Consider the following 24,206-nt stretch of genomic DNA (forward strand, 5'->3'; position numbering starts at 1 on the left):
GACACCATGAGCAAGACGCAACATCCCATCACCGACGAGCTGCTGGATCAGCCCCTGGCCAACTACCAGAATCCTGAAGACCTGATCGGTGCTGACGGCATCCTCAAGCAACTGACCAAGAAGCTGGTTGAGCGTGCGCTGGATGCTGAGCTGACCCACCACCTGGGCCACGATAAGCATCAACCGGTAAGCAATCCAACTGGCAACACCCGCAACGGTTTCAGCAAGAAGAAACTCAAGGGTGAGTTCGGCGAGTTGCCCATCGAAGTGCCGCGCGACCGGCATGGCACCTTTGATCCGCAGATTGTCGAGAAGCACCAGACCCGCTGGGCGGGTTTCGACGACAAGATCCTCTCGCTGTATGCCCGCGGCATGACTGTGCGCGAGATCCAGGCGCACTTGCAGGAAATGTACGGTGCCGAGGTGTCGCCCAGCCTGATCTCCTCGGTGACCGATGCCGTAGCCGATGAAGTGAAGGCCTGGCAGTCGCGCCCGCTCGATGCGGTCTACCCCATCGTCTACCTCGACTGCATCCACACCAAGGTGCGCGAAGGCGCCGTGCGAGTGAAGGCGGTGTATCTGGCGTTGGGCATCAATCTGGCTGGCGAGAAGGAAATCCTCGGCCTATGGATCGCCCAGAACGAGGGCGCCAAGTTCTGGTTGCAGGTGGTAACCGAGCTGCGTAACCGTGGCGTGCAGGACATCTTCGTCGCCTGCGTGGATGGCCTGAAGGGCTTCCCTGAGGCTATCGAAGCGGTGTTCCCGCACACCAGCGTGCAGCTGTGCATCGTGCACATGGTCAGACACAGCCTGAACTATGTGTCGTGGAAACGGCGGGCTGAAGTGGCTGCTGACCTGAAGCGAATTTACCAGTCCAGCACGGCAGACGAGGCCGAACTGCGCCTCGGTGAGTTCGAGGCCAAGTGGGATGACGACTACCTGCCGATTGGCCAGTCCTGGCGCCGCAACTGGCCACGTATCACGCCGTTCTTCGACTTCCCGCCAGAGATTCGCAAGGTGATCTACACCACCAACGCCATCGAATCGGTGAACATGAGCCTGCGCAAGATCACCAAGAATCGCGGATCGTTTCCCAGCGACGAGGCACTGCTGAAACTGTTCTACCTGGCACTACGCAACATCAGCAAGAAATGGACGATGCCAATCCGTGACTGGAAGGCGGCGCTGACGCGCTTTACGATCAGCTACGAAGACCGGCTGCCGCAGCAGTAACCCCAACCCCGGTTACACAAAATTCTGCACACCCTCCTTCCAGAGCGGGGTTGTACCGGGGGTGTCGAGTCGAGTGAGTATCTTCTGCGCGTGCATGGCGATGACTCCTTGTGTAAGGGGCTTCCCTTTTGACTCTAGACAAGCACTCAAGGGTCCGCAAATGCTCCCGTCGCCAGCTTTCTACCGCCTCCTGAAAGGCTTCGCCCCTTTGTTGTGATCGACGAAACTTGGACATTGGTTGATGTTTTTTGCGAGTGACTCGGTTTCAGCCTGTGCTTTGAATTAATAGTAGTCGTATGACCGCTTTTGGCCGGAAGCGGACTGATACGAGCCGTATCTGTGGTGCCTTCTTGGGGGGGGCTCCGGCCGACTCTGTAGCCACTGCGGTTGTCATTAGCAGCGGGATAGAAGGTCACACGGAGCACCTGGAAACCCGCCCTGCAACGCGAAACCGATCTCATTTTTCAATAAGAACAGTCGTTCTTTTGCGATGCCTGTCGTCTTCACGCGTACGGGCGCTTGTCGCCCCCTCCGGCGTAGCGGCACAGTACCGCCTTGGCCAGCACTCCGGCAATCGGGCGCCCGCCAAAGGGATGGAATTACAAGGGAACTGTATTGTGAATCGTGCGTTCAACGTCACCACGGTTTTTGGTAGTGCGCTGCGTTTTTCCTCGCTGCGCGGGCATGAGGAAATTTCCCGGCTGTTCGAACTGACGCTGCTGCTCAAGAGCGAGCAGAAGAGCTTCGACCCGCAGGCCATTCTGGGCACGCCGGTGACCCTGGAGATGGAGCTGGCCGGCGGCGCCAGGCGCCATCTGAACGGCCAGTGCATGCAGTTCGCCCAGGTCGGCAAGCACGGTCGCTACTACCTCTACCAGGCCCTGCTCAAGCCCTGGCTGTGGTATGGCACGCGGCGCAGCGACTACCGCATCTTCCAGAACATGACCGCCCCGGACGTGGCCTACCCCGGCCAGGACCACCTGGACGTCTGGTCCGCCGGGGGCGGGCTCAAGCCGGGCCAGTACATGACCCACGACTACAACTTCACCATGCCGCGCTCGGACCTCGCGGTCCGCCGCGACCAGTCGCCTGGGCATGCTCACGGCAGCTACGAGATCTTCGACTACCCCGGCGGCTACACCAACCTGTCCGATGGCGACGAGAACAGCTCGTGCTGGATTCACGTGTCTTCGCCCTGGGCGGGCTCGAACTTCGGCGGCATTCAGATCCCGCGCATAGGCCAGGAAGTGCTGGTCGACTACCTCAACGACCCGGACCGCCCGGTGATCACCAGCCGGCTGTACAACGCCTTCCAGATGCCGCCGTGGCAGCTGCCGGGCAACGCCATGCAGTCGGGTTTCCTGATCCGTTCGAGCCTCGGCGGCGGCTACGAGAACGCCGAGGCCCTGCGCTTCGAGGACAAGAAGGGCGAAGAGCAGCTGTGGATCCCGCAGACAAGAACCAGGACATCGAAGTCGAGCACGACGAGACGCACTGGGTCGGCAACGACCGCAGCAAGACCATCTACCGCGGCGAGACCAGCCACATCAAGCGCGACCGCACCGAGACGGTGGATGGCCACGAGTAACGTATCGAATGAGCTACACCGATCGCAAAACGCGGCCTATCCCATGGGAGGCGCTAATGGGTCAGTTTGGTAGCAACTTCAAGGGCGACAGGGCTGTGCTGGACGTCAAAAATGGATTTCTTAGAGCGCTCAAGCTCGTACAGATCACATACCCAAATGTCCGCGTCGAAGTGGCTGACAAGGGCATCATTTTGGCGCCATCGGCGCCGCATGTTGCACGGCAAGTATTCAAGCAAGGTGAGTTGACGTTTGGCGGACAGTGAGCGTTGCCGCATTAAACAGATTTTTCGCGCGCGCGAAAATACAGACAGCCGGCGTGGCTGGCTACAGCAGCTGATAAAGGGGTGAACATGGAAATTAACAAGGGTGACGTTACATTCACGGAGAGCCGGCGAGTTCTCTTTATGGGCGCAGGGCTTGGCCTTGTTCTGGTCGTTCTCGCTATCGCAGCGTTCAGCTCAGGAAAGGCGACTGGCGTTACAGGCCTTGGCGTGGTTTTCCTGATTGGTGCCGCGTGGTTGTTTGCGTCTGCCTGGTCAAATCGTAATGCAGGGGATAGGCCGCTGATGGTCCTCAAGGAGGACGGTATATGGTTTTTCAATGCTGACCGTATGTTGCCGTACACCTCGATTGAGGGGATTGAAATCGAGACTTATTGTACGCACAAGGATATCCAGTTCAACAGCACCTTCCATATCACGCCTGAAAAGATCGAAACGGTGCCGACCTTCCAATACGGGCGTTCCGATAGTTTTCTAAACAAGCCAGGCGCTACGAAAGGCCGAGCCTTTCGTAAGCATATTGTTGTCTTCAGGTACGGGCGTTTGCGCGATGCTGATGGGAAACTTGTCGATATGGACGATTTAGCGGAAGAGCTAAATTACCGCATTAACCGGGCTTATGAGGCCGAGGCAGCCATTCTGGTGCCGACCTCAGCAGCAAACGACCCGCTATCCCCCGTGCAGTAATCCTGCATCCAAACCAAAACCCATGCGGATCAGTCCGCACGGGTTTTTGGGGTATTCGGATTATCGTGTTTGCTCGTGATCCCGCGCGCCCAAGTCTCTATACGACAGTGTCCCAAGCGCTTTCCGGCGCGCAGTCACTGTCTGCTTACGGAGAACGAGCACCGCGCAGATGAATATAAAGAAGAGCTGCGCGTAGCTCACGACGAATACAAAGAGAGCTTGCGGGGGCGCAGGATTAAGCAGGGCTAGTGCGTCAAGAGTTGACGGCCGTTCGCGTTGCACAACTTCGCGATATTGACTCTATTGAAACGGTAACTGCCGAGAAATTTGCAATTGCTGCCGAGCGTTTGGCTGCCGCTAATGTTCGGCATGAAGCTGCTAGCGAGGAGCTTGCCAAGTTGAAAAAAAAGACAGGTTAAATCGCCTTGCTGTTGCAGAAGTCCAGGTTTCGAGTTATGTAAGTCGCGTGACGAGCTGCAGGCAGAAGTTAAGCAGATACGCTCTGATGCCTCTACTAAACCTCAAGGGTTTCCGCGCGTAGAGGGGCAGAAATTCAGCGCCAAAATGGCGAATTGAACACTCGGTTGGCTAAGGCTGTTCAAGCAAGCTTACTGTTTTAAAGTAAGCCCCATGGCAAAGACGCCGGTGCGCTCAAAGATAATCCTGTTGGGGGGTAAATAACATGCCCGATAATGGACGTGGAAATGGCGACTGGAAAATCTTGCTGTTGGTTATGGCATTCGTTATTGGGTTCGTTATTTTTGTTGAATCAAAATATCCGTCTATGATCGAGCGCCGACAAGCAGCTAATAAAGTATTGGAGCAAGCGCGCCAGATAAAGCATGATCCCGAGACGGAAGTAATAGTAATTCTGCCTGATGGTTCTCGTTCTCGGCTTGATCTTAAACCTTTCTTAAAGTCAGAGCAGTAATCCACCCTGATTAAGTCCAAGCGAAGTATCTATGGACGCTGGAACATTGGAATACCTGATGCAGTGAAGATGCCTAACCCATTGTGGGTTGCCGGCAAGCCGGCCGGGCTTTCGTGCTGCGCATTGTGGTCTGTCCCAGGCTGAGTGGACACTGACTTAAGGTGGATAATGTCCGCCGCAAGGCGTGTTCATGACCCAGACCAGAAGACGTTTTCCCGAATCTTTCAAACGTGAAGCGGTAGACCAGGTGGTTGCCGGCACGCCGCTTCGTCATGTGGCCGAGACGCTCGGCATCGCTGAAAGCCTGCTGGGCAAATGGAAGCGCCAGTACGAACAGCAAGGTGACGATGCCTTTCCGGGCAATGGCAAGCAGCGTGGCGAGAGTGCTGAGTTGCGCCGGCTATGCCAGCAGCTGGCTCAGGTCACCATGGAGCGCAATGTTTTAAAAAAGGCGCTCGCCATCTTTTCGCCGCCCACGAAGTGAAGTTCCGCGCCATCGAGGCGTTGATCGGTTGCTATCCCGTAGCACCGATGTGCCGGCTGCTGCGGGTATCACGCAGCGGCTTCTATGCCTGGCAGCAGCGGCCACCTTCGGCGAGAGAGATGGCGAAACCGAAGATGGGTGAAGATGCAGTCCCCCGCCGCGACCAGGCTCAGAACAAATGACAAACCCTGTTCTAGCAGCGCACTAATCTCACGTAGCAGCGTGCTGCGGGGACAGCTGCTCATGACAGATGCCGAATTGTCTGTCATCGACGCCGCGTTTGAGGCCTCTGGCTTCGCAGGCAGTATCAATTGGTATCGAAATCTGGACCGCAACTGGCATCTCTTGGCGGACGTGGGCCCGATTGTTCCGCATCCCGCCCTAACGATCTATGGGGACCGCGATACGACCCCAAAGTCCCCAAACCTGAGTGCCTTTGTGCCAAACGTCGAAGTTGTCAGCCTGGACACAGGCCATTGGATTCAGGAGGAAAAGCCAGAAGAGACAACCAAGACAATTCTGGATTGGCTAAAGCAGGCGTCTAAAACTAATGGGGTCGGAGTGAATTGATAATTTCATCGTCGCCAGTGGCTGCTTTTGGCCGGAAGCAAACAGCCTCGAATTGGTTATCGCGAAGCACCGTTGCGACTTGGGTGTAAGGATGAAAGCAGGAGCTATTTGCTACCACTTTCATGCATCAACAGCTCATGAAAGGCCGTACGCGACAGCGGGCGGTGGAAAAGAAAACCCTGGCCCACATCGCAGTGCAACGCACGCAGAACGCGTAATTGCTGCTCGTTCTCTATCCCTTCAGCGACGACAACATGCCCCAGGGTGTGACCGAGCGTCAGAATGGCCGCAGCGATGGCCTGATCACCCTGGTCATCGGCCAGGTGCTCGACAAAGCTGCGATCGATCTTGATCTCGCTGATCGGCATCCGCTTGAGATAGGCAAGCGAGGAGTAGCCCGTGCCAAAGTCATCCACGCTGATCCGGAATCCACACGCCACCAACTCAGCCAGGACCGGTAGATTGATGTCGTTTCGCTCCATCAGAACGCTTTCGGTCAACTCGATGACGAGGTGATGGGGCTTCAGGCCTGCACTGCGCACACTCTCTGCCAGCCACTGGGTAAATTCCGTGGTTTGCAACTGTTTGGCAGACACGTTTACAGCGACCTTGGGCACCTCTATCTGCTGGCACTGCCACTCCTGCAAGTCGGCGATCACCTGCTTGATCACCAGCGCACCCAGGTCTGAAATTATCCCGGCTCGCTCCGCGATCGGTATGAACTCACCCGGTGAAACCTCACCCAACTCCTGATCATGCCAGCGGCACAGGGCCTCAGCGCCGACCAGCGATCCATCCCTCAGGTCGATCTTGGGCTGGTAAACCACGTAGAGCTCACCAGCATTGATCGCCTTGCGTAGACGATTGCCGACGACAAGGTCGCGCTGGATCGTTTGCTTGCTGTGTTGCGCGTAGAACTGCAGTTGGTTCTTGCCGAGTGCTTTCGCGCGGTACATCGCGGTATCTGCCGAGCGCAACAAGCTACCGGAGTCAGTGCCGTCGTCAGGGTACAGGCTGCAACCGACACTGGCGGAGAGAAACAGCTCGATGCCTTCGCTGAGAAGAGGCGTGGACATCGCTTTGGCGATGCGCTGAAAAACAGCATCTGCCTCAAGAGAGTCGGCACCAGGCAACAATGCCGCGAACTCGTCACCCCCCAACCGGGCCACGCTATCCATGTCGCGCATGGAGGCCTCGAGTAGCTTGCTCGCCTGTACCAGCACCCTGTCACCGACATCGTGCCCCAGGCTATCGTTGATGGTCTTGAACTCATCCAGATCGATAAACAGAACGGCCAGATGGGTATGTGCACGTTCCGCCTGAGCAATGGCCTGCTCCAGCCGACCTCTGAAATGGATACGGTTGGGCAGCCCAGTCAAGGAGTCGTGAAGCGCCAGGTGACGCAGCTCATCCTCGGTATGCATGCGGAGGATTTCAGACCCGGTTCGGGCAGCCAGCAGCTCAATGACCTCATTGGCCAGATGGGCTTCCAGCATGTCCCCTCCCCCCATCGCGGCCATGACCCCCAACGTGCACCCCGCTTCATCGAGCAGGGGAACCCCCAGATAGGTCTCAGCCTGTAATCCGAACTGGGCCTGTGTTTCGGGAAATTCGCTGTCCAGATCGCATGAGGTGAACACGCCGCGGCGTTTGTGCACATGGCTACAAGGGGTTCTGGCAATTTCGAAGTTGAAGTTGGCGTGCCAGTCATTACCGCTGTAGCAGGAGATGGTGCTTGCACGACTGGGGTCTTGATCATCGATCAAGGCAACAAACGCATGTTCGGCGCGCAGCATCTGAACCAGTTGCTGCACGAGCTTGTGGAAATAGCCATGCTCATCACCACCAGGCACATGAATGACCATCTGACGCAACAGCTGCGCGGTGCGCTGGGTCAGACTCAACTCCTGCGCAAGCCGCTCATTGGCCATGCGCAGATCGTCCGTCCGCTCGGCAATTCGCGTCTCCAGCAGATTTTTATGCTGATCGATGGCACGCACGAAATGCAGGGTGCGGAAATCCGACTCGAGCATGTGCCGGAGCCATTCCAGAAGGCTGCGGCCGTTCTTCCCGGCCATCAGAACCAGTGCGCCATAAACGGATGCATCCGGCCAACAAAGCGGGACACTCACGCAGCAGCAGCCCACCTCAGCGCAATACTCTTCGACGACGGCGCGCGCAGTGATGGCCTGCTCAGCCAGGCGATTGGCCAGCTCACTGGCGGCAGTGCGCTGGTCAAGCGAGGGTTGAGCGCTATCCAGTACGGTCTGCAGCCGGTCGCCCTGCAGACTCATCAGCCAAATGGCATCGGCCTGCGTGATCTCCTGAAGCTGGGCCAGCCACCGGGCCCACTTCTTGAGATAGGGACGCGGAACAAGGGTATTGCCCGCGATCATCTTCAGGGACATCGTCGCCCGGTTCAGGCAGATGGCGATGGCGAACCATTACTGGCTCGAAGATCCGCAATGCAGTTTTGAAAGGCCCGCCGTTCCGAACCACTGCGGCTGCCCTCATGAACGGGATCACCAGCGACCACCGAATGGAAGTCTGACTCGATGATCGCTTTCAACGACTCCAGCATGCGCAGCGTCTTCGTGTCGTAATGCCTGGGCTGTCGGTCCAGCACACAGACGGTACCGAAAATGCTGTCATCAGGGCAGACCAATGGCACTCCCAGGTAGCTGATCATGTTCAGCTTGATATCAGGATTATTGGCCCATTCCGGATCGCTCAATGCATCAGGCACCAGCAAAGGCTGATGGGTAGCCATGACGGTCTCGCAATAGAGGCCCGTCCCAAGATCGGCCTTCTCATGTTCCTCATAGGGGTTTTCATCCCCGAGGCTGGCGATCAGCACCTCAATCTGCTCAGGCCAGACACGCATCACCAAGGCAGCAGGTACTTGCGCAGCTTCTGCAGCCTGGTTGGCAAGCTCCTGCCATTCATCCAGCAGTACTGACGAGACGGTCATGACCATGGGGAAGCCCTTCATGAAAGAATTCGATATGAAGCTCAACCTGCTTTTTCAGTGTAGCTGCCCGCCAACAAGTAAATACCCCGAATCTGTCTGATTTATGCGTCGCTCCCCCCTCCCCTCCGTGCGGACATGAGCATGTCAGTAACCATGCGGCTCAACGGGCTAGCGCCCGAAACGCCCGGCGGAGGGCCGGAAAGACGACGCCGGACCGGGTAGGTTTCCGGTTCTTGTGTGACGGTGGCCAGGGGAGCCAGACACGATGAGCCTGGTACGCAGACAATGACCGCTTCCGGTCAGAAGCAGACTACGACTCAGTGTTGAACCAACGCTCCAAATGAGGTTTGGGAACGGCTAATAACCCAGCCAGGCGCAGCACGAGGCGACTGCGCCGGACAGTTTTGACTCGTTTCCCGGACAACCGAGTCCTGCCGACTGAACAGTCCTCGTCCTAACCGCTCGGCGCTGTCCAGCATGCTGGACAGCCAGCCGAAATTTTCCCGAGAACCAAAGTCAAGCGATTGAAATAAAATGAGAAAAACATCCTGGCACGGATATTTCATCGAGTCGTCCGTGGGTTTGCCTGAGCGACAGACGCAGCGCGCCTTCAGCCAAACCGTATACCTCCGAAAATAAGTTCAAGAATGGAGTAACCCATGGAAACCTGCTCACTGCCACGCCGAAAACTTGCAGCACCGCTGCTCGCATTGCTAACGACCCTGTCCCTGCCGACACCTGCCAGTTCCGCCGAGATCCATTCCTACACTCTGCCGCAACAGGCCTACAGTGGCTCCCGTGAGCGCCACTACAAGGTCTACGTACCCAGTGCAATGACCACCCCCGCGCCCATGGTCATGGCATTACACGGCTGCAAGCAAACCAACGACGACGTGCTTAACGACTGGGGCATGAAGGCCGCGGCCGACCGCTACGGCTTCATCCTGGTGGCGCCCTTCATCACCAGCTACGACGGCCTGCGCAACGAAAACTGCTGGGGCTTCTGGTTCGAGCAGCATATTCACCAGGGGGCCGGTGAAGTCGAGGATCTGCATCAGATCGCCCAGCAGGTCGACGCAGCCTACAGCATCGACCCCAACCGCCGTTTCATCACCGGTCTGTCTTCCGGCGGAGCGATGAGCATGGCCGCGGCCGTCGCTCATAATGACTACTGGGCGGCCGCCGCACCGGCGTCAGGTCTACCTTACAGCGAGGACTCCTCCTCGGTGTCGCTGTCCGGCCAGTGCCCAGGGTCGGCCACCTTCCATGCGGTCAGCCAGGTGGTCAGTGACCTCACCGGCGAGGTAGACAATGGCTACCCAATCCCACTGCTGCTGTTGCAGAACAAGAACGACTGCACCGTATTGCAGACCGCTGCCAACAACATGCGCGATGCCCACCTGCAGGTTTTTGGCAGTGGCGACTTCAAGACTGCGGCCACGACCAAGGCCTCGGACACCAGTTGCTCGCCATACAACCAGAACAACTACAGTTGCCACCGCATTGCCTATACCCAAGACGGCACCACGGCGACCCGCTCGCTGGTGGAAACCATTTTTTACGATGGCCCACTGACCACACCCAACGCGCAGGACACTGATCACGGCCACTACTGGGTCGGCGGCGCCGAAGGCAACAATGGCAAATGGGCACTGCAGATAGGCCCGAGCTACCCCGATATCATCTGGGACTTCTTCAGCCGCCACAGCCGCAACGGCAGCCAACCGCAGGGCCACCCTGTCATTGTGCTGCAAGGCGACAACCCACTGACTGCGGAGCTCAACAGCGCCTTCAGTGATCCCGGCGCCACGGCCAACGATCTTGAAGACGGCTCTCTGAACGTCAGCGCCGACTGCAGCGCCGTGAATACCCAGGCCGCGGGCAGCTATAGCTGCCTGTATAGCGCCACCGACAGCGACAACAACAGCACGACGGCCACCCGAGTGGTGAACGTCGTCGATTCGAACTCGCCGGTGGCCAGCTGCCAGAAGATCAGCGCCTCGCCCTACGCTCATATCGGTGCAGGGCGCGCCTATGTCGGCGGCGTATCCAGCCTGCGCGCTTACGCTAATGGCGACAATGTGGACATCGGTGGCTCGTTCGATACCTGGAGCAGCGTTGCCTTATACGAAGGCGAAACCGGCAAGTGGTATTCGCAGTTGCCGGCAGCGTGCAGCGGCACTGGCGGAGGCTTTGTCTGCCAGAACTGGAACACCACCAACCTCAACCACGTCACGGCCGGTCGCGCCTACTACGGCTACTACACCGTGGGCGGCAATCAGTACCTGGGCAGCCTGCCTGGGGTGAACAGCTGGGTGAAGGAAACTGCCAGCGGCTATTTCCAGGCCGGGCAGTGCAGCAACTGATGCTCCGCCAAACCACGGGCGACCCTGGTCGCCCGTGCTGTCTGTCCACCTGCAGAGACAGCAATGTCCGAATTACTGGACATGTCGAGCAAGCTGTTCACGCGACATGTCCAACTTTACGGAACGACGTCGACTCCTAACGCAAAAATAAATATAAGCATTTGATAAATAAAGATATTTTTTATTGGCATGAAGATCGCATTGCATTAGGCGCTAACTGCCTGCCCCTGCAGTGCGCCCCGTTTCGCCACAAATACAACAAGAAGGAACTCAGCATGTCCATCAAGCAATCGCTTTCCCGCCTGTCCGTCGGCGTTGTCGTCACTAGCCTGCTGGCCAGCCCGGCCATGGCCACCGAGAAAATCCGCTGGCAGGTACCGCTGGCCTTCCCCTCGCATCTGGTCGGCCTGGTTACCCCGATCAAGCACCTGTCCGAATCGCTTAAGACCATCTCCGGCGGTGACATCAACTTGCGCTACTACGAGCCGGGCGAGCTGGTGCCGCCGTTCGAGATCATGAATTCCGTCAGCAACGGTAAGTACCCCGCCGGCTACACCTGGATCGGCTACGACCAGGGTAGTATCCCCGCCCTGCCGCTGTACTCCGGTGCACCGTTCAACATGGAGCCACCTGCCTACCTGGCCTGGTACTACCAGGGCGACGGCAAGAAGCTGCTGGAAGAGATCTACGCGCCACACAAGATCCACCCAATGCTGTGCAGCATCATCGGCCCGGAAGGCGCCGGCTGGTTCGCCAAGCCAATCGAGCAGACCAAAGACTTCGATGGCCTACGCATCCGCTTCGCCGGTATCGGTGGCAAGGTGCTGGAGAGGCTCGGCGCTTCGGTCACGATGATCCCCGGCGGGGAGATCTACCAGGCGCTGGAACGCAAAACCATCGACGCCACCGAGTTCTCCCAGCCGGCGATCGACAAGATGCTGGGCCTCGACCAGATCATCAAGAACTACATCATGCCGGGCTGGCACCAGACCCTGACCACCTCACATCTGCTGGTCAACCAGGACGTGTGGGACAAGCTGGAGCCGCAGAGCCGCGCGCTGATCGAAATGGGCTGCGAGTCGGCCACCCTCAAGGGCTTCGCCGAAAGCGAGTGGGCTCAACCAGGTGCGCTCGCCGACTACCAGAAGGAAGGCGTAAAGGCCCAGGTTCTTCCCGCACCAGTACTGCATGAACTGCAGCGGGTGACCAACGAGGTACTGGACGAGATGGCCGCCAAGGACGACATGTTCAAGCGTGTGCTGACCAGCCAGCGCGACTTCATGACCCAGTACGCCAGCTGGAACCGCATGGGCTACCTGCCGCGCGACTTCGACCAGCAGAACTGATCACGCCCTGTGAACCTGCACGGGCCCGGCTACGCTGTGGCCCGCTGCGTCTTCCTGCCTGATAGGTCCGAGGTTTTCCGATGCCATCCCCCACCTCCGCCGCTCATGCGCCTGGCGCCGAGCTGCCGCACAACCGCCTGTCCCACCTGCTCGACCGTGGCATCGTCGCCATTGGCCAGGCTAGCGCCTGGCTGTGGATCGCCGTGCTGCTGGTGGTGCTGTGCAACGTCTTCAGTCGCTTCATCCTGGCGCGCGGTTCAATCGCCCTGGAGGAGCTTTCCTGGCACCTGTTCGGTGCCGCTACCATGTTCTCGCTGGCATACGCCGTGGTGCGCGATGATCATGTTCGCGTCGACGTACTGCGCGAGAAATTCTCCCTGCGAACGCAAGCCTGGATCGAGCTGCTGGGCATTGCATTGCTGGCCCTGCCGGTGATCGCCCTGATGATCGACAGTCTGCTGGCCTACGCCTACACCGCCTTCGTCTACCAAGAGCACTCGCAGGCACCGAGCGGCCTGCCCTACCGCTTCCTGTTCAAGAGCGTGCTGCCGCTGGGCCTGACACTGACAGCGATTGCTCTGTTCGCTCGCGCCACCCGCTGCAGCACCCTGCTGCTCAATTTCCCCCGGGCCACCGAGCAGTCCACTGACGCTCACCCACACTCCTGATCACGAGGCTGAAGTAATGGGTCTGGAACAAATTCTGGTCATCGCCATGTTCGCCAGCTTCATGGGTTTGCTGCTGCTCGGCTTTCCCGTGGCCTGGTCCCTGGCAGGCGTTGGCCTGGTCTTCGCCGTCACCGGCCATGTGCTGGTGGCCTATTTCGATGCCGATCTGTGGTTCACATGGAGCGGCACCATCGGCGTGCTCGATGCGCGCATCTACGGCATCGTTGCCAACGAGCTGATGGTAGCGCTGCCGCTGTTCATCTTCATGGGCATCATGCTCGACCGCTCCGGCATCGCCGAGCGCCTGATGCATAGCCTAGTGCGAGTGCTCGGCCCGCTGCGCGGTGGCTATGCGGTTACCGTGGTGATCGTCGGCGTGCTGCTGGCCGCCTCCACCGGCATCGTCGGCGCCTCGGTGGTGCTGCTCGGGTTGCTCTCGCTCGGCCCAATGCTGCAGGCCAACTACAACAAGCGCTTGGCCGTCGGCACCGCTTGTTCGGTGGGTACTCTGGGCATCCTGATCCCGCCGAGCATCATGCTGGTGCTGATGGCAGACCGCCTAGGCACCCCCGATGCGTCGGTGGGCAAGCTGTTCATGGGCGCGCTGATCCCCGGCATGCTGCTAGGCGCGCTGTACATAGGCTATATCCTGATAGCCGCCTGGCTGAAGAAGGACTTCGCACCAGCCCCCAAGGATCGCCAACCGCTCGATGTTCGTGCGCTCATCGATGTGTTCTGGGCCGTGGTACCGCCGCTGGGGCTGATCCTCGCCGTGCTCGGCTCGATCTTCTTCGGCATCGCCACCACCACCGAGGCCTCGGCGGTGGGTGCCGCAGGCGCGGTGCTGATGGCCTACCTCAGTCGCCACCTGAGCCTGGCAGTGCTCAAGGATGCGCTGTACCAGACCAGTCGCACCGCTGCCTTCATCTTCGGCATCTTCATCGGCGCCACGGTATTCGCCGCCGTATTGCGCGGCCTCGGCGGCGACGATGTGGTGCGCGCAGCGCTGACCGGCCTGCCGTTCGGCCAGACCGGCGTGCTGCTCACTGTGCTGTTCATCACATTCCTGCTGGGCTTCTTCCTCGACTGGGTGGAGATTACCCTGATCGTCCTGCCTCTGGTGGCGCCGGTGCTGTTCTCCATGGGCGTGGACCCACTGTGGTTCGCGATCCTCTTCGCCCTGTGCCTGCAGACCTCCTTCCTCACCCCACCGGTTGGCTTTGCTCTGTTCTATATCAAGGGTGTGTGCCCGCCGGGCATCACCACCCGCGATGTCTACTTAGGCGTACTGCCATTCATCGCCCTGCAGCTGCTCGGCCTGGTCCTGGTGTTCTGCTTCCAGCCGCTGGCCACCTGGCTGCCCACCGAGGTTTATGGCGGTCCGTGACCATCCCGGCCGCCTTGCCTGCTCGGCCAGACGGCTCCCATAATCGAGTGCATATTTCCGAGGACTTCCTCCTGCCATGGCCATCTCCCGCGATGAACTCGACCAGCACGGCCTGATCGTCGGCGTGTCCCCCGAGCGCTTCCGCGCGGTGGCCATGCCGCTGCTGTACGACCACCTCGACGCACAGTGCGAGGGCACCATCGCGGTCAATCGCCAGGCACGCATCGTCTGGATCAACGACAAGTACGCCGAGAAGATCGGCATCCGCGATGCACGCAGCGTGCTCGGCAAGCAGATCGAGGAAGTGCTGCCGGCCAGCCGCCTGCGCGAGGTGGTCGAAAGCGGCCAGCCGAGCATGCTCGATCTGATGGCCTTCGGCGACGAACACTTCGTGGTCACCCGCATCCCGCTGCGCGACGAGGACGGCACCCTGGTCGGCGCGCTCGGTTTCGTGCTGTTCGACCGCGCCCGCCATCTCAAGCCGCTGATGGCCAAGTACAGCAACCTGCAGAGCCAGTTGCTCGCCACCCAGCATGAGCTGGCCAAGGCCCGTCGGGCGCGCTACACCATCGCCGGTTTTATCGGCGCTAGTGCAGCGGTCAGCGAAGTAAAACGCCAGGCGCGGCGCGCCGCCCAACTCGACGCCACGGTGCTGCTGCGCGGCGAGACCGGCACCGGCAAGGAGCTGCTGGCCCAGGGCATCCACAACCTGTCGCCGCGGGCCAACGCCCCCTTCGTCGCAGTCAACGTCGCTGCGATTCCGGAAACCCTGGTCGAGGCCGAGCTGTTCGGCACCGCCCCCGGCGCCTTCACCGGCGCCGACCGCAAGGCGCGCATAGGCAAGTTCGAGGTAGCCAATGGCGGCACCCTGTTCCTAGACGAGATCGGTGACCTGCCACTGCCGTTGCAGGCCAAGCTGCTGCGCGTGCTGCAGGAACAGGAGGTCGAGCCGCTCGGTTCCAATCAGGTCAAGCCGCTGAACGTGCGGGTGATCGCCGCCACCCATATCGACCTGGAGGCCAAGGTCGCCGCCGGCGAGTTCCGCGACGACCTCTACTACCGCCTCAATGTCCTGGCCTTGCGCGTGCCACCGTTGCGCGAGCGGCGCGAGGACATTCCGGCACTGGTCGAGTACCTGCTCGACGATATCGCCAACCGCTCCGGCCAGGCGCCCATGGAACTGAGCCGCAAGGGACTGGCCTTGCTCAGTCGGCAGCCCTGGCGAGGCAACGTGCGCGAGTTGCGCAACCTGCTGGAACGGGCGCAGCTGGACAGCGACGGCCCGCTACTGGATGTCGCCCAACTGCAGCCGCTGCTCGCCTTGGCAGGCATTACCGGCACACTTGCGTCGACCACCAGCGTTGCCGAACCCAGCGCGCTCGACACCGATGAACCTTTGCAGCCGCTGGCGCAGACCATCGCCCAGGCCGAACGCCGTGCCCTGCAGAACACCCTGCTCGCCTGCAAGGGCAACCGTCGCCGCGCCGCCGTCGAGCTAGGCATTTCCCGCGCCAGTCTCTACAGCAAACTGCAACAGCACGGGCTGAACCAGCGCTAGCTGTGATCTCTCAGTAGGATGCCGCGGCACCGCCTGAACGGTGCCCGCTGTCGCTGTGACTATCCGGAGGTCTGGACGGACGTCCAGCATTGTGGACATACGTTATCCACCTCCGCCCCCATCTCCCGCACGCCCACACCCGACCTAGAGCCATCGGCGCCAGCCAGACGCTGTTTCCAGCGCACTGGCATGGGATTCGCTTGAGCGCTCCTGCGCCCGTTCGACGTAGCGTCCCGAAAACAAGAAAAAGGAAATTCCATGAGCCCTGTGCGTTTCAACCCGTTGTCGCGCTGTCTACTGTCCCTAACCGCGTTGAGCAGCGCACTACTCGCCAGCCCAGCGACTCAGGCTGCCGGCTGCGCCGAGCTGCTCGGCGTCCAGGTGCCGGAGCAGGCCATCGGTCTGCCCAGCCGCGGCGCGCTGGTGCTGTCTGCCACCCCAATGGCAGCCGGCGGCAGAGCACCGCAGACCTTCGGCGCCTATTGCGACTTAGCCATTGAGATCCGTCCGGTCGACCCTGTCGCGCCCGCCATCCGCATGCGTCTGGTGCTACCCGAGCGCTGGAATCGCAAGGCGATGATGTACGGCGGTGGCGGCTACAACGGCAGCGTGCCAGACGTTGCCGGCAACCTGCCGGCCGGCCCGCTGGATCGTCCCACCCCACTGGGCCGCGGCTATGCGGTGTTCGCCAGCGATTCCGGGCATGTCGCCGACCCGCTCAGCCCCGGCGCCTTTGCCTGGAATGGGGAAGCCCTGGCCAACTATGCCCATGACGCACTGAAGAAGACCCGCGACGCCGCCCTGCACCTGATCGAGCTGCGTTACGGCAGCCGGCCCGAGCGCAGCTACTTCGCCGGTGGCTCGACTGGTGGCCGCGAGGCACTGGCGGTGGTGCAGCAGTGGCCGAAAGACTTCAACGGCGCGATAGCCCTCTACCCCGCCTATAACGCCCTGGCGCTGAACCTGCAATTCGGCCGTATCACCCGCGCCCTGGCCGCACCCGGCGCCTTCCCCAGTCTGGAGCAGCGCGCAGCCCTGTTCGAGGCTGCCCTGCAGGCCTGCGACGGGCTGGATGGCATACGCGACCGCGTGATCAGCCATCAGGTTTCCTGCAATGCGCGTTTCGACCCGGCCAGCGCCACACTCGATGGCCAGCCACTGCGCTGCCCGGGTGGCACCGACAGCTCGCCACGCTGCCTCACCGATGCGCAGATCCAGGCGCTACGGGTGTTCAACACGCCGATCCGCTTCGATTTCCCGCTGGCCAGCGGCGAGACCCACTACCCGGGTTTCAATGCCTGGGGCAGCGACCTCGGCCGGCCCGGCGAGGGCCTGCAATTGCTGGTCAATCGGCTCGGCCTAAATACCCTGCAGCCGAGCTACCCGATGCCCGTCCACGGCACCGGCTTCGTCGATGGCGCGCCCTACCATGCTGGCTTCTGGGACGAATGGGTGCGCCACTTCGTGACGCGTAACCCGACTTTCGACTCCCTCGGTTTCGACCCGCAAGCCCCAGGCCCCTGGCTGCCGCGCATCAGCGAGCTGTCGCTGCGCCAGGACGTCAACCAGACCGACCTAACAGAGTTCGCCGAACACGGCGGCAAGCTACTCATCGCCCACGGCACCGCCGACCAACTGGTCAGCAGCCGCGCCAGCGCCGAGTACTACGAGCGCATCCAGCGCGATATGGGGCCGGGCAAGACCCGACATTTTCTGCGCTACTACGAAATTCCCGGCTATGGCCATGCCGCCAGTACCGTGTTCAATGCCAGCTGGGATTCGCTGAGCACACTGGAGGACTGGGTCGAGCGCGGCCGCGCGCCGCGCAAGCAGATCGTCGTCGACAGCGTCGGCGTGCCGGGCCGCACCCGACCACTGTGCGAATACCCCGGTTGGCCGAAGTACCGCGGCAAAGGCAACGTCAATACCGCCAGCAGCTTCGTCTGCGTCCGCAGTCGCCAGCGCGACCGGTAAGTGCAAGGTGCCGGTCCCACCTGGACCGGCACCGTCCATCGGGCTGGACAGCCAATGCCGGAACCAGCAGGCATGTCCAGCCAACAAGACACCTCAGGCGCTCCTTCCAAACGCCATCAAACCTCGACAAAAGGCTCTGGCACGCAACATTGCGTCAGAAAGGAGCGCCCCGAACAACGCTGGCACGCTTCTCGCTCTACCCCTTGCGGTCGCGCAACGCGGCCTAGAACAACAAGAGGAAATACCATGCGACTGCACCACAGCTCCCTCTACTGCATTCTTTGCGGCAGTGCCGTAATGATCGCCAGCAGCTCCGCCTCGGCGGCCTTCGTCGACGACAGCAAGGCCGCGCTCGATGCGCGCAACTTCTATATGAACCGCGACTTCCGCCAGAACGGCGCGGCCCAGAGCAAGGCCGAGGAATGGGCCCAGGGCTTCATGCTGCGCTTCGAGTCCGGCTACACCGAAGGCCCGATCGGCTTCGGCATCGACGCAATCGGCCTACTCGGCATCAAGCTCGACTCCAGCCCGGACCGGATCGGCACCGGCATTCTCAAGAGCGATCGCGAGGCGCCCAAGCGCGCCCAGGACGAATACGGCGAGGCCGGCCTGACCGCCAAGTTGCGCCTCGCCAATAGCACCCTCAAGCTCGGCACCCTGCAGCCGGTGCTGCCGGCCGTGATGCGCAACGACAGCCGCCTGCTGCCACAGACCTTCCGCGGCGCCTGGCTGAACAGCAACGAAATTGAGGGCCTGAGCCTGGACCTAGGCCGCATTGACCAGGTCAATCAGCGAGACTCCTCGGATAACCAGGACATGGCCGTGTTCAACGGAGGCAAGCGCAACATCGTGCTGGGCAACGCCAAGACCAGCGACGAGTTCCTCTTCGCTGGCGGCCGCTACCAGTGGACCCCGGAACTCGCCACCAGCTACTACTATGGCGGCCTCGACGGCATCTACCAACAGCACCTAGTCAACCTGGTGCATCAGCTGCCACTGGGTGAAGGCCAGAGCTTCAAGTCGGACATCCGCTACGCCCGCTCGACCGACGACGGCGGCAGCAACGTCGACAACGACGCCTTCGGCGCGTTATTCACCTATCGCCTCGGCGGCCAGGGTTTCACCGCCGGCTACCAGTACCTTTCCGGCGACACTGGCTTCGCCTACATCGCCGGAGCCGACAACGCGCTGGTCAATCTGGTGCAGATCAACGACTTCGGTAACCAAGACGAGCGCTCCTGGCAGCTGCGCTACGACTTCGACTTCGCCAGTGTCGGCGTGCCGGGGCTGACCTTCATGACCCGCTACCTGTCCGGTGACAACGTTGACCGCGGCGCCGGGCAGAACGAAGGCAAGACTTGGGAGCGCAACACCGATATCGCCTACGTAGTGCAGAGTGGCCCGCTGAAGAACCTGGGCCTGCGCCTGCGCAACGCCACCACTCGCAGCAACTTCGGCAGCGACCTGGACGAGAACCGCTTCATCGTCAGCTACAGCCTGCCGCTCTGGTAAGGCTACGCCTGCACATTGCGATTACTCGTCGTGAAGCCTTGCCGGGCCGAATAGGCTCGGCTTTTTTGCCTACAGGCAAGCACAAGTGAAGTCGGCCCGGTAAAGCGGCAATCCGTCCTTGCACTCGGAACGGATCGCGGAACCCGCGGCCATGAATGCCCCATTTAGATTGATTGCAACAACAGGAGACGCTATGGCGCTCAGTGGAAAAACCGCCCTGGTCACCGGTTCGACCAGCGGCATCGGCCTCGGCATTGCCGAGGTGCTGGCGCGCAACGGCGCCGACCTCATCCTCAACGGCTTCGGCGACTGGCAGACGGCAGCCGAGCAGCTGTCGCGCCACGGCGGCCGCGTCGGCTATCATGCCGCCGACCTCAGCGCTCCCGCACAAATCGAGGACTTGTTCAACTACGCTCGTCGCGAGTTCGGCCGGGTCGATATCCTGGTCAACAACGCCGGCATCCAGCACGTGGCACCGGTGGAAAACTTTCCGACAGAGCGCTGGGACTCGGTGCTCGCCCTCAACCTCAGCGCGGTGTTCCACTGCACGCGCCTGGCCCTGCCTGAGATGCGCGCGCACAACTGGGGGCGCATCGTCAATATTGCCTCGGTGCACGGCAGCGTCGGATCCCTCGGCAAAGCGGCCTATGTCGCGGCCAAACACGGCGTGCTCGGTCTCACCAAGGTAGTGGCGCTGGAAACCGCGCAGAGCGGCGTCACCTGTAATGCCCTCTGTCCCGGCTGGGTGCTGACCCCGCTGGTGCAACAGCAGATCGACGCACGCGTCGCCGCCGGCGAACCGCCGGATGCCGCACGCATGGCACTGCTGGCGGAAAAGCAGCCGTCCCAGGCCTTCGTCACTCCACAGCAGCTGGGTGAGCTGACGCTATTCCTCTGCAGCCAGGCAGCCGAACAGGTGCGGGGCGCCGCCTGGAACATCGACGGTGGCTGGCTCGCACAGTAACCGGCGCTCGCTTGGCAATCCAAATACGGCAAGCCTGAGCCGGTATAACCGACTCGGGCTGACGACTTCCGGTTCGCTCATTCGAAGTGAAAGCCAGTCCCGTCTTGGACCAAGGACCGCTTCTGGCCGATAGCAACCAGTCAACGACGTCCGCTTCCAAGCAGAAGCGGACAGTTGCCCAAGCCACCATGACTTTGCCTGACGCGTCGTTCCGCAATCAACACGCTGTGCGTGGTCGCTCTGAACACCAGCTGGCGCAGGCAGCTCAGGCCGGACAGCACTGCGCCAGGATGGTCGAGGCGAGACACCGTTGCCCGCGCGTCTCAATCCGTACGGAAACGCCCGACCAGCGTCTTCAGCTCACTGCTCAGCGCGCTTTGCTCTTCGGCGTAGCTCTCGACCTCGGCAGCCTGAGCCGAGATCTGCGCAACCGCATCGTTGATGGTCACGATGTTCTGGTTGATCTCCTCGGTGACCAGATGCTGTTCCTCGGTGGCGGTCGCAATCTGCATGGTCATGTCGCGGATCATCTGCACCTTGCCTTCGATGCTTTCGAAAGCCGCCAGCACCTCCTCGGACGACCTGATGGCGCCCTCCGACTCGACCAGGCTCTGATTCATGCTCACCGTCACTTCCTTGATTCGGCTGACCAGGAGGTTGAGGATATGGTTGATCTCCCCGGTGGAGTCCTGGGTGCGCTTGGCAAGATGACGCACCTCATCGGCGACCACTGCAAACCCTCTCCCCTGCTCGCCCGCCCGGGCCGCCTCGATGGCCGCGTTCAGCGCCAGCAGGTTGGTCTGCTCGGCGATCTGCTGAATGGTCGAGAGGATGTTGTTGATATTGACCGTTTCCTTCTCCAGTTCCTGAATCACCTTGCTGGAACTCTGGATGCTGCTGCCGAGCTTGTTGACCCCCGACGTGCTGCGCGCGATGACCTCCTTGCCATTGCGCGTGGCCGCCAACCCCTGCTCCGAGACGTCGGCGGTCTGCACACAGGTTTTCGCCACTTCATTGGCGGCCGAGGACATCTCGGTGACGGCCGTGACGATCTGCTCCACCGAACTCAACTGGCTCTGCAGCGTGGCGGACATCGCGGTAGTGCGCTTGCTGGTCTCACTGGAGACGCCATCCATTCTGACGGCATTGTCCTTGATCACCCGGATCATGCCCTGGATGGACTCGATGAACTGATTGAACCAGCTGGCCAGTTCCCCGGTTTCGTCCGAACTGAGGCGCGCCAGGCGGCGAGTCAGGTCCCCTTCCCCCTGCGCGATGACGCGCAGTCCACCTGTCACCAGGTTGATCGGATTGGCGATCCGCTGGGCGATGATCACCCCGGCGATACCGAACAGCGCGACCAGTACGATGCAAACCCCAAGGGTCAACCAGGTCAGCTCGCGGGCACTGGCATATACCTCGTCCGCCTGCTTCAGGCCAACGAACTTCCAGCCCAGCTCAGGTGACGTATAGACATTGGCCATGTAGGCGACGCCGTCGATATCCAGCTCGACCAGGCCATTGTCGGTCTTCGCGATAGTTGCAAAGTAATCACCCGGCAGCTCGCTGATTTTCTTGAAGTTGTTGTCCGGCTGATGGCCATCCACGAGCAGGGTGCCACTCCCCTCCGCCACCATCAGAAAACCGGTTTCGCCGAAGCGTACCTTCTGCGCCATCTCCGTCAGCGCCTTGAGCGACACGTCCACCGCCACGACCCCGGAGAACGCCCCGGCGTTATCCTTGAAGCCCTTGAGCACCGATACATAGACCGCGTCGTCCGGTTCCCAGTAGTAGCCGTCACGACGAGCCAGCGTGAAGTTGGCGTCACGGCCCTTGGTGTACCACTCGCGCTTGCGCGGGTCCCAGTCGCCGTAGTCGCCGGTACCCGGCCACTCCACGTAGCCACCCTGGGTATCACTCATGTAGACGTAGCCAAGCGTTGGGTTGCTCTTACCGATACTGGAGAAGTAATCGAAGATCTGCTTCTCGCGCCCGCCCTTGGCCGTGGCGACCTCGCCAGGCTTGCGCGCCTCGGCGAAGTAGGTACTCAGTGCACCGCCGTCGGCATCCCTGACTGCCGGGTATTCTGCCAAGGCCGAGACGGTGTAGCCCACCGAGTCGAAAAAGGTGGTGAAACTGCTATTCACCAGTTTCATGTCCAGGCTGCTCGATAGCAGAAAATTCTCTCTGGCCTGTTCCGTGACATTGCGGATAGTCAGCAGCGCCACGATCAGGACCGGGATCAGCGTTGCAACCAGAAAACTCACCAGCAGCTTGGATCTGATCTTCATTCTTGTGGCCTCGCAAGGGATTCCTCAACGTAGCAGCATGTGCAGCACTGCGCCCGCCGCCAGGGACGCCGTACCAGTGAAGATAGGATAGAATTACTTCGTCGTGGGCATGGAGAACGAAACGCTCTCGCGTAGACGCTGAACGAGCAACTGTGGACGCCCCCCAGTGGCAACAGACAGCTGTTGGCCGAAAGCCGCCCTCCACGACAGGCTGCCTCCAGCCAAGATCGAACGCTCACCCGAGGATGAAACCCGACACACGCGCCCTCAACCCCGCCGGGTCAGTTGACCTATCAGGTCCTGCTCCAGCATCCAGATACGATCCTGCCCCCACAGGGCTGGCAAGTCATCGATGCGAAACGAAGGTACACCCCAGAGTCCTTCGCCCAGCATCTCGCTCCGGTTGGCCTCGGCGACTGCCCGCCAGCTCGGGTCGGCCAGGGCAACGGCAAGCTCATCCGGGTCCAGCCCTGCACGCTGGGCGATCCGGGCCAGGCCGCGGTCCGAGCCGGCGTCGATCCCTTCGGCGAATACGCCTCTCAGGAACGACTCCAGGAACTCGGGCCCTTTGCCCTGCCCGATGGCATGCTGGAGCAGCGCCAGGCCGCGCTCCGTTGGCGCCCCGAGCGGGTCGGCAATCGTCCCGAACGGCAGCCCCAGGCGTTCCGCCTCGCGTTTGGTGTCGCGAAGGATGTAGAGCCGCTTTTCGATGGGGACGGGCAAACCGCGCATGACCATCGGCAGCACGAATCTCAGCCTGAGTTCAGCGCCATAGTGCTCGGCCAGTTGCCTTATGCGGGGCGTGGCAATCCAGGTGTAAGGGCTGCGCAGCGAGCAGAAGAAATGCAGCACCGGCGCTTGCGTGCTGCTCACGCCGTCCTCCAGCAGCAGATCCGGCGGTGCAACGAGGGGCTGAAGGCCGGCCTCGGCCAGGCCTGCGTCTGCCAGCCTGCGTTCCAGATGATGCAGGCGATCGATCCCCCAGTACCACTCGCCCTCGAAGTAGAAGGTCGCGCCCAGGTAGTGCCCCAGCCGTTGGCGCAGCTCGCCGCCATCGGGCGCGGAAAACTCGCGGACGGGCGCCAGCTTGAAGTGGTCTGCCAGCCGCCGCGCATCGCGCGCCGACCACTCGCCAAGCCTCGCGAGGTCGGGGGCATTTTCCATCGAGGGCGGTGGCACGAGGTGACTGGCGATCCGCACCCGGTAGCGCTGTTGAAGCTGCGGCAGCAACGAGGCGGTCAGGTGGCTGTAAGGGTCATCCGCCTGATGGAAGTAATGCACCACCGGCTCCTGCCCCTGCAATCGCCTTGGCACGGCGGCCAGGCGCCATCGCCAGTCACGCAGGGTCGGGCTGGTGAGCGTTCGCGTCAGGGTACGAGAGATGGCTGCTTTCAA

The 24,206-nt window shown here is 61.1% G+C and carries 19 protein-coding genes and 2 pseudogenes; 17 read left to right on the forward strand and 4 right to left on the reverse strand.

From position 1 onward, the window contains the following. Positions 1 to 6 precede the first annotated feature (6 nt). The 9 genes and pseudogenes from JLK41_RS14955 to JLK41_RS14990 all read left to right on the forward strand — a co-directional run bounded on the left by JLK41_RS14955 (position 7) and on the right by JLK41_RS14990 (position 5,774). Positions 7 to 1,233 carry an IS256-like element ISPa46 family transposase gene (locus JLK41_RS14955; protein ID WP_210389258.1) on the forward strand — a complete coding sequence of 409 codons (1,227 nt, stop codon included), beginning with the start codon at positions 7 to 9 and terminating at the stop codon, positions 1,231 to 1,233. 593 nt (positions 1,234 to 1,826) lie between these two features. After that, a pseudogene (locus tag JLK41_RS25575) lies at positions 1,827 to 2,336 on the forward strand (contractile injection system protein, VgrG/Pvc8 family); the annotation flags it as partial. Between the two features lie 54 nt (positions 2,337 to 2,390). Then, positions 2,391 to 2,818 (forward strand): annotated as a pseudogene (locus JLK41_RS25580) (bacteriophage T4 gp5 trimerisation domain-containing protein); the annotation flags it as partial. A gap of 11 nt (positions 2,819 to 2,829) precedes the next feature. After that, positions 2,830 to 3,084, forward strand: a complete 255-nt coding sequence (locus tag JLK41_RS14965; RefSeq protein ID WP_425321825.1) for a hypothetical protein — start codon at positions 2,830 to 2,832, stop codon at positions 3,082 to 3,084. Positions 3,085 to 3,171: 87 nt separating this feature from the next. Beyond that, positions 3,172 to 3,789: a hypothetical protein gene (locus JLK41_RS14970; RefSeq protein WP_210389260.1), complete on the forward strand. Its 618-nt coding sequence runs from the start codon at positions 3,172 to 3,174 to the stop codon at positions 3,787 to 3,789. A 248-nt stretch (positions 3,790 to 4,037) separates the two neighbouring features. Continuing rightward, positions 4,038 to 4,208 (forward strand): hypothetical protein, encoded by a 171-nt coding sequence (locus JLK41_RS14975; protein WP_210389261.1) that lies wholly within the window; start codon positions 4,038 to 4,040, stop codon positions 4,206 to 4,208. A gap of 263 nt (positions 4,209 to 4,471) precedes the next feature. Next, complete coding sequence (locus JLK41_RS14980; protein ID WP_210389262.1) at positions 4,472 to 4,720, forward strand: hypothetical protein; 249 nt, start codon at positions 4,472 to 4,474, stop codon at positions 4,718 to 4,720. A 190-nt stretch (positions 4,721 to 4,910) separates the two neighbouring features. After that, complete coding sequence (locus JLK41_RS14985; RefSeq protein ID WP_210389263.1) at positions 4,911 to 5,204, forward strand: transposase; 294 nt, start codon at positions 4,911 to 4,913, stop codon at positions 5,202 to 5,204. Between the two features lie 243 nt (positions 5,205 to 5,447). Beyond that, on the forward strand, positions 5,448 to 5,774 hold the full coding sequence (locus tag JLK41_RS14990) for an alpha/beta fold hydrolase (protein ID WP_196250634.1): 327 nt from the start codon (positions 5,448 to 5,450) through the stop codon (positions 5,772 to 5,774). Positions 5,775 to 5,878: 104 nt separating this feature from the next. Here JLK41_RS14990 and JLK41_RS14995 read toward each other — a convergent pair whose 3' ends face one another. Together JLK41_RS14995 and JLK41_RS15000 are read right to left on the reverse strand one after the other, a co-directional pair. After that, positions 5,879 to 8,182, reverse strand: a complete 2,304-nt coding sequence (locus tag JLK41_RS14995; RefSeq protein ID WP_210389264.1) for a putative bifunctional diguanylate cyclase/phosphodiesterase — start codon at positions 8,180 to 8,182, stop codon at positions 5,879 to 5,881. A gap of 11 nt (positions 8,183 to 8,193) precedes the next feature. Further along, positions 8,194 to 8,766, reverse strand: coding sequence for a GAF domain-containing protein (locus tag JLK41_RS15000; RefSeq protein WP_047593032.1), 573 nt, complete (start codon positions 8,764 to 8,766; stop codon positions 8,194 to 8,196). Positions 8,767 to 9,404: 638 nt separating this feature from the next. Here JLK41_RS15000 and JLK41_RS15005 point away from each other — a divergent pair. The 8 genes from JLK41_RS15005 to JLK41_RS15040 all read left to right on the forward strand — a co-directional run bounded on the left by JLK41_RS15005 (position 9,405) and on the right by JLK41_RS15040 (position 20,520). Next, the gene (locus JLK41_RS15005; RefSeq protein ID WP_210389265.1) at positions 9,405 to 11,111 is read left to right on the forward strand and encodes an extracellular catalytic domain type 1 short-chain-length polyhydroxyalkanoate depolymerase; all 1,707 of its coding nucleotides are present in this window, start codon (positions 9,405 to 9,407) and stop codon (positions 11,109 to 11,111) included. Positions 11,112 to 11,386: 275 nt separating this feature from the next. Beyond that, entirely contained in the window at positions 11,387 to 12,457 is a 1,071-nt protein-coding gene (locus JLK41_RS15010; RefSeq protein WP_210389266.1) for a TRAP transporter substrate-binding protein, read from the forward strand. Positions 12,458 to 12,537: 80 nt separating this feature from the next. Beyond that, positions 12,538 to 13,125 (forward strand): TRAP transporter small permease subunit, encoded by a 588-nt coding sequence (locus tag JLK41_RS15015; RefSeq protein ID WP_210389267.1) that lies wholly within the window; start codon positions 12,538 to 12,540, stop codon positions 13,123 to 13,125. Positions 13,126 to 13,141: 16 nt separating this feature from the next. Next, on the forward strand, positions 13,142 to 14,512 hold the full coding sequence (locus tag JLK41_RS15020; RefSeq protein ID WP_210389268.1) for a TRAP transporter large permease: 1,371 nt from the start codon (positions 13,142 to 13,144) through the stop codon (positions 14,510 to 14,512). A gap of 76 nt (positions 14,513 to 14,588) precedes the next feature. Beyond that, the gene (locus tag JLK41_RS15025) at positions 14,589 to 16,070 is read left to right on the forward strand and encodes a sigma-54 interaction domain-containing protein (RefSeq protein ID WP_210389269.1); all 1,482 of its coding nucleotides are present in this window, start codon (positions 14,589 to 14,591) and stop codon (positions 16,068 to 16,070) included. Positions 16,071 to 16,328: 258 nt separating this feature from the next. Further along, positions 16,329 to 18,044, forward strand: coding sequence for a tannase/feruloyl esterase family alpha/beta hydrolase (locus JLK41_RS15030; RefSeq protein WP_210389270.1), 1,716 nt, complete (start codon positions 16,329 to 16,331; stop codon positions 18,042 to 18,044). A 246-nt stretch (positions 18,045 to 18,290) separates the two neighbouring features. Continuing rightward, complete coding sequence (locus tag JLK41_RS15035) at positions 18,291 to 19,556, forward strand: OprD family porin (RefSeq protein ID WP_210389271.1); 1,266 nt, start codon at positions 18,291 to 18,293, stop codon at positions 19,554 to 19,556. A 193-nt stretch (positions 19,557 to 19,749) separates the two neighbouring features. Continuing rightward, positions 19,750 to 20,520: a 3-hydroxybutyrate dehydrogenase gene (locus JLK41_RS15040; protein ID WP_210389272.1), complete on the forward strand. Its 771-nt coding sequence runs from the start codon at positions 19,750 to 19,752 to the stop codon at positions 20,518 to 20,520. Positions 20,521 to 20,843: 323 nt separating this feature from the next. Here JLK41_RS15040 and JLK41_RS15045 read toward each other — a convergent pair whose 3' ends face one another. Both JLK41_RS15045 and JLK41_RS15050 read right to left on the reverse strand, forming a co-directional pair. Continuing rightward, positions 20,844 to 22,811 carry a methyl-accepting chemotaxis protein gene (locus JLK41_RS15045; protein WP_210389273.1) on the reverse strand — a complete coding sequence of 656 codons (1,968 nt, stop codon included), beginning with the start codon at positions 22,809 to 22,811 and terminating at the stop codon, positions 20,844 to 20,846. A gap of 267 nt (positions 22,812 to 23,078) precedes the next feature. Further along, positions 23,079 to 24,206 carry a 2-hydroxychromene-2-carboxylate isomerase gene (locus JLK41_RS15050; RefSeq protein ID WP_210389274.1) on the reverse strand — a complete coding sequence of 376 codons (1,128 nt, stop codon included), beginning with the start codon at positions 24,204 to 24,206 and terminating at the stop codon, positions 23,079 to 23,081.

It is taken from the genome of Ectopseudomonas khazarica, assembly GCF_017915135.1.
Taxonomy (GTDB): Bacteria; Pseudomonadota; Gammaproteobacteria; order Pseudomonadales; family Pseudomonadaceae; genus Aquipseudomonas; species Aquipseudomonas khazarica.

Coding starts and splice junctions, on each gene's coding strand:
- JLK41_RS14955 (WP_210389258.1), top strand. CDS start 7: ATGAGCAAGACGCAACATCCCATCACCGACGAGCTGCTGGATCAGCCC.
- JLK41_RS14965 (WP_425321825.1), top strand. CDS start 2,830: ATGAGCTACACCGATCGCAAAACGCGGCCTATCCCATGGGAGGCGCTA.
- JLK41_RS14970 (WP_210389260.1), top strand. CDS start 3,172: ATGGAAATTAACAAGGGTGACGTTACATTCACGGAGAGCCGGCGAGTT.
- JLK41_RS14980 (WP_210389262.1), top strand. CDS start 4,472: ATGCCCGATAATGGACGTGGAAATGGCGACTGGAAAATCTTGCTGTTG.
- JLK41_RS14985 (WP_210389263.1), top strand. CDS start 4,911: ATGACCCAGACCAGAAGACGTTTTCCCGAATCTTTCAAACGTGAAGCG.
- JLK41_RS14990 (WP_196250634.1), top strand. CDS start 5,448: ATGACAGATGCCGAATTGTCTGTCATCGACGCCGCGTTTGAGGCCTCT.
- JLK41_RS14995 (WP_210389264.1), bottom strand. CDS start 8,182: ATGTCCCTGAAGATGATCGCGGGCAATACCCTTGTTCCGCGTCCCTAT.
- JLK41_RS15000 (WP_047593032.1), bottom strand. CDS start 8,766: ATGAAGGGCTTCCCCATGGTCATGACCGTCTCGTCAGTACTGCTGGAT.
- JLK41_RS15005 (WP_210389265.1), top strand. CDS start 9,405: ATGGAAACCTGCTCACTGCCACGCCGAAAACTTGCAGCACCGCTGCTC.
- JLK41_RS15010 (WP_210389266.1), top strand. CDS start 11,387: ATGTCCATCAAGCAATCGCTTTCCCGCCTGTCCGTCGGCGTTGTCGTC.
- JLK41_RS15015 (WP_210389267.1), top strand. CDS start 12,538: ATGCCATCCCCCACCTCCGCCGCTCATGCGCCTGGCGCCGAGCTGCCG.
- JLK41_RS15020 (WP_210389268.1), top strand. CDS start 13,142: ATGGGTCTGGAACAAATTCTGGTCATCGCCATGTTCGCCAGCTTCATG.
- JLK41_RS15025 (WP_210389269.1), top strand. CDS start 14,589: ATGGCCATCTCCCGCGATGAACTCGACCAGCACGGCCTGATCGTCGGC.
- JLK41_RS15030 (WP_210389270.1), top strand. CDS start 16,329: ATGAGCCCTGTGCGTTTCAACCCGTTGTCGCGCTGTCTACTGTCCCTA.
- JLK41_RS15035 (WP_210389271.1), top strand. CDS start 18,291: ATGCGACTGCACCACAGCTCCCTCTACTGCATTCTTTGCGGCAGTGCC.
- JLK41_RS15040 (WP_210389272.1), top strand. CDS start 19,750: ATGGCGCTCAGTGGAAAAACCGCCCTGGTCACCGGTTCGACCAGCGGC.
- JLK41_RS15045 (WP_210389273.1), bottom strand. CDS start 22,811: ATGAAGATCAGATCCAAGCTGCTGGTGAGTTTTCTGGTTGCAACGCTG.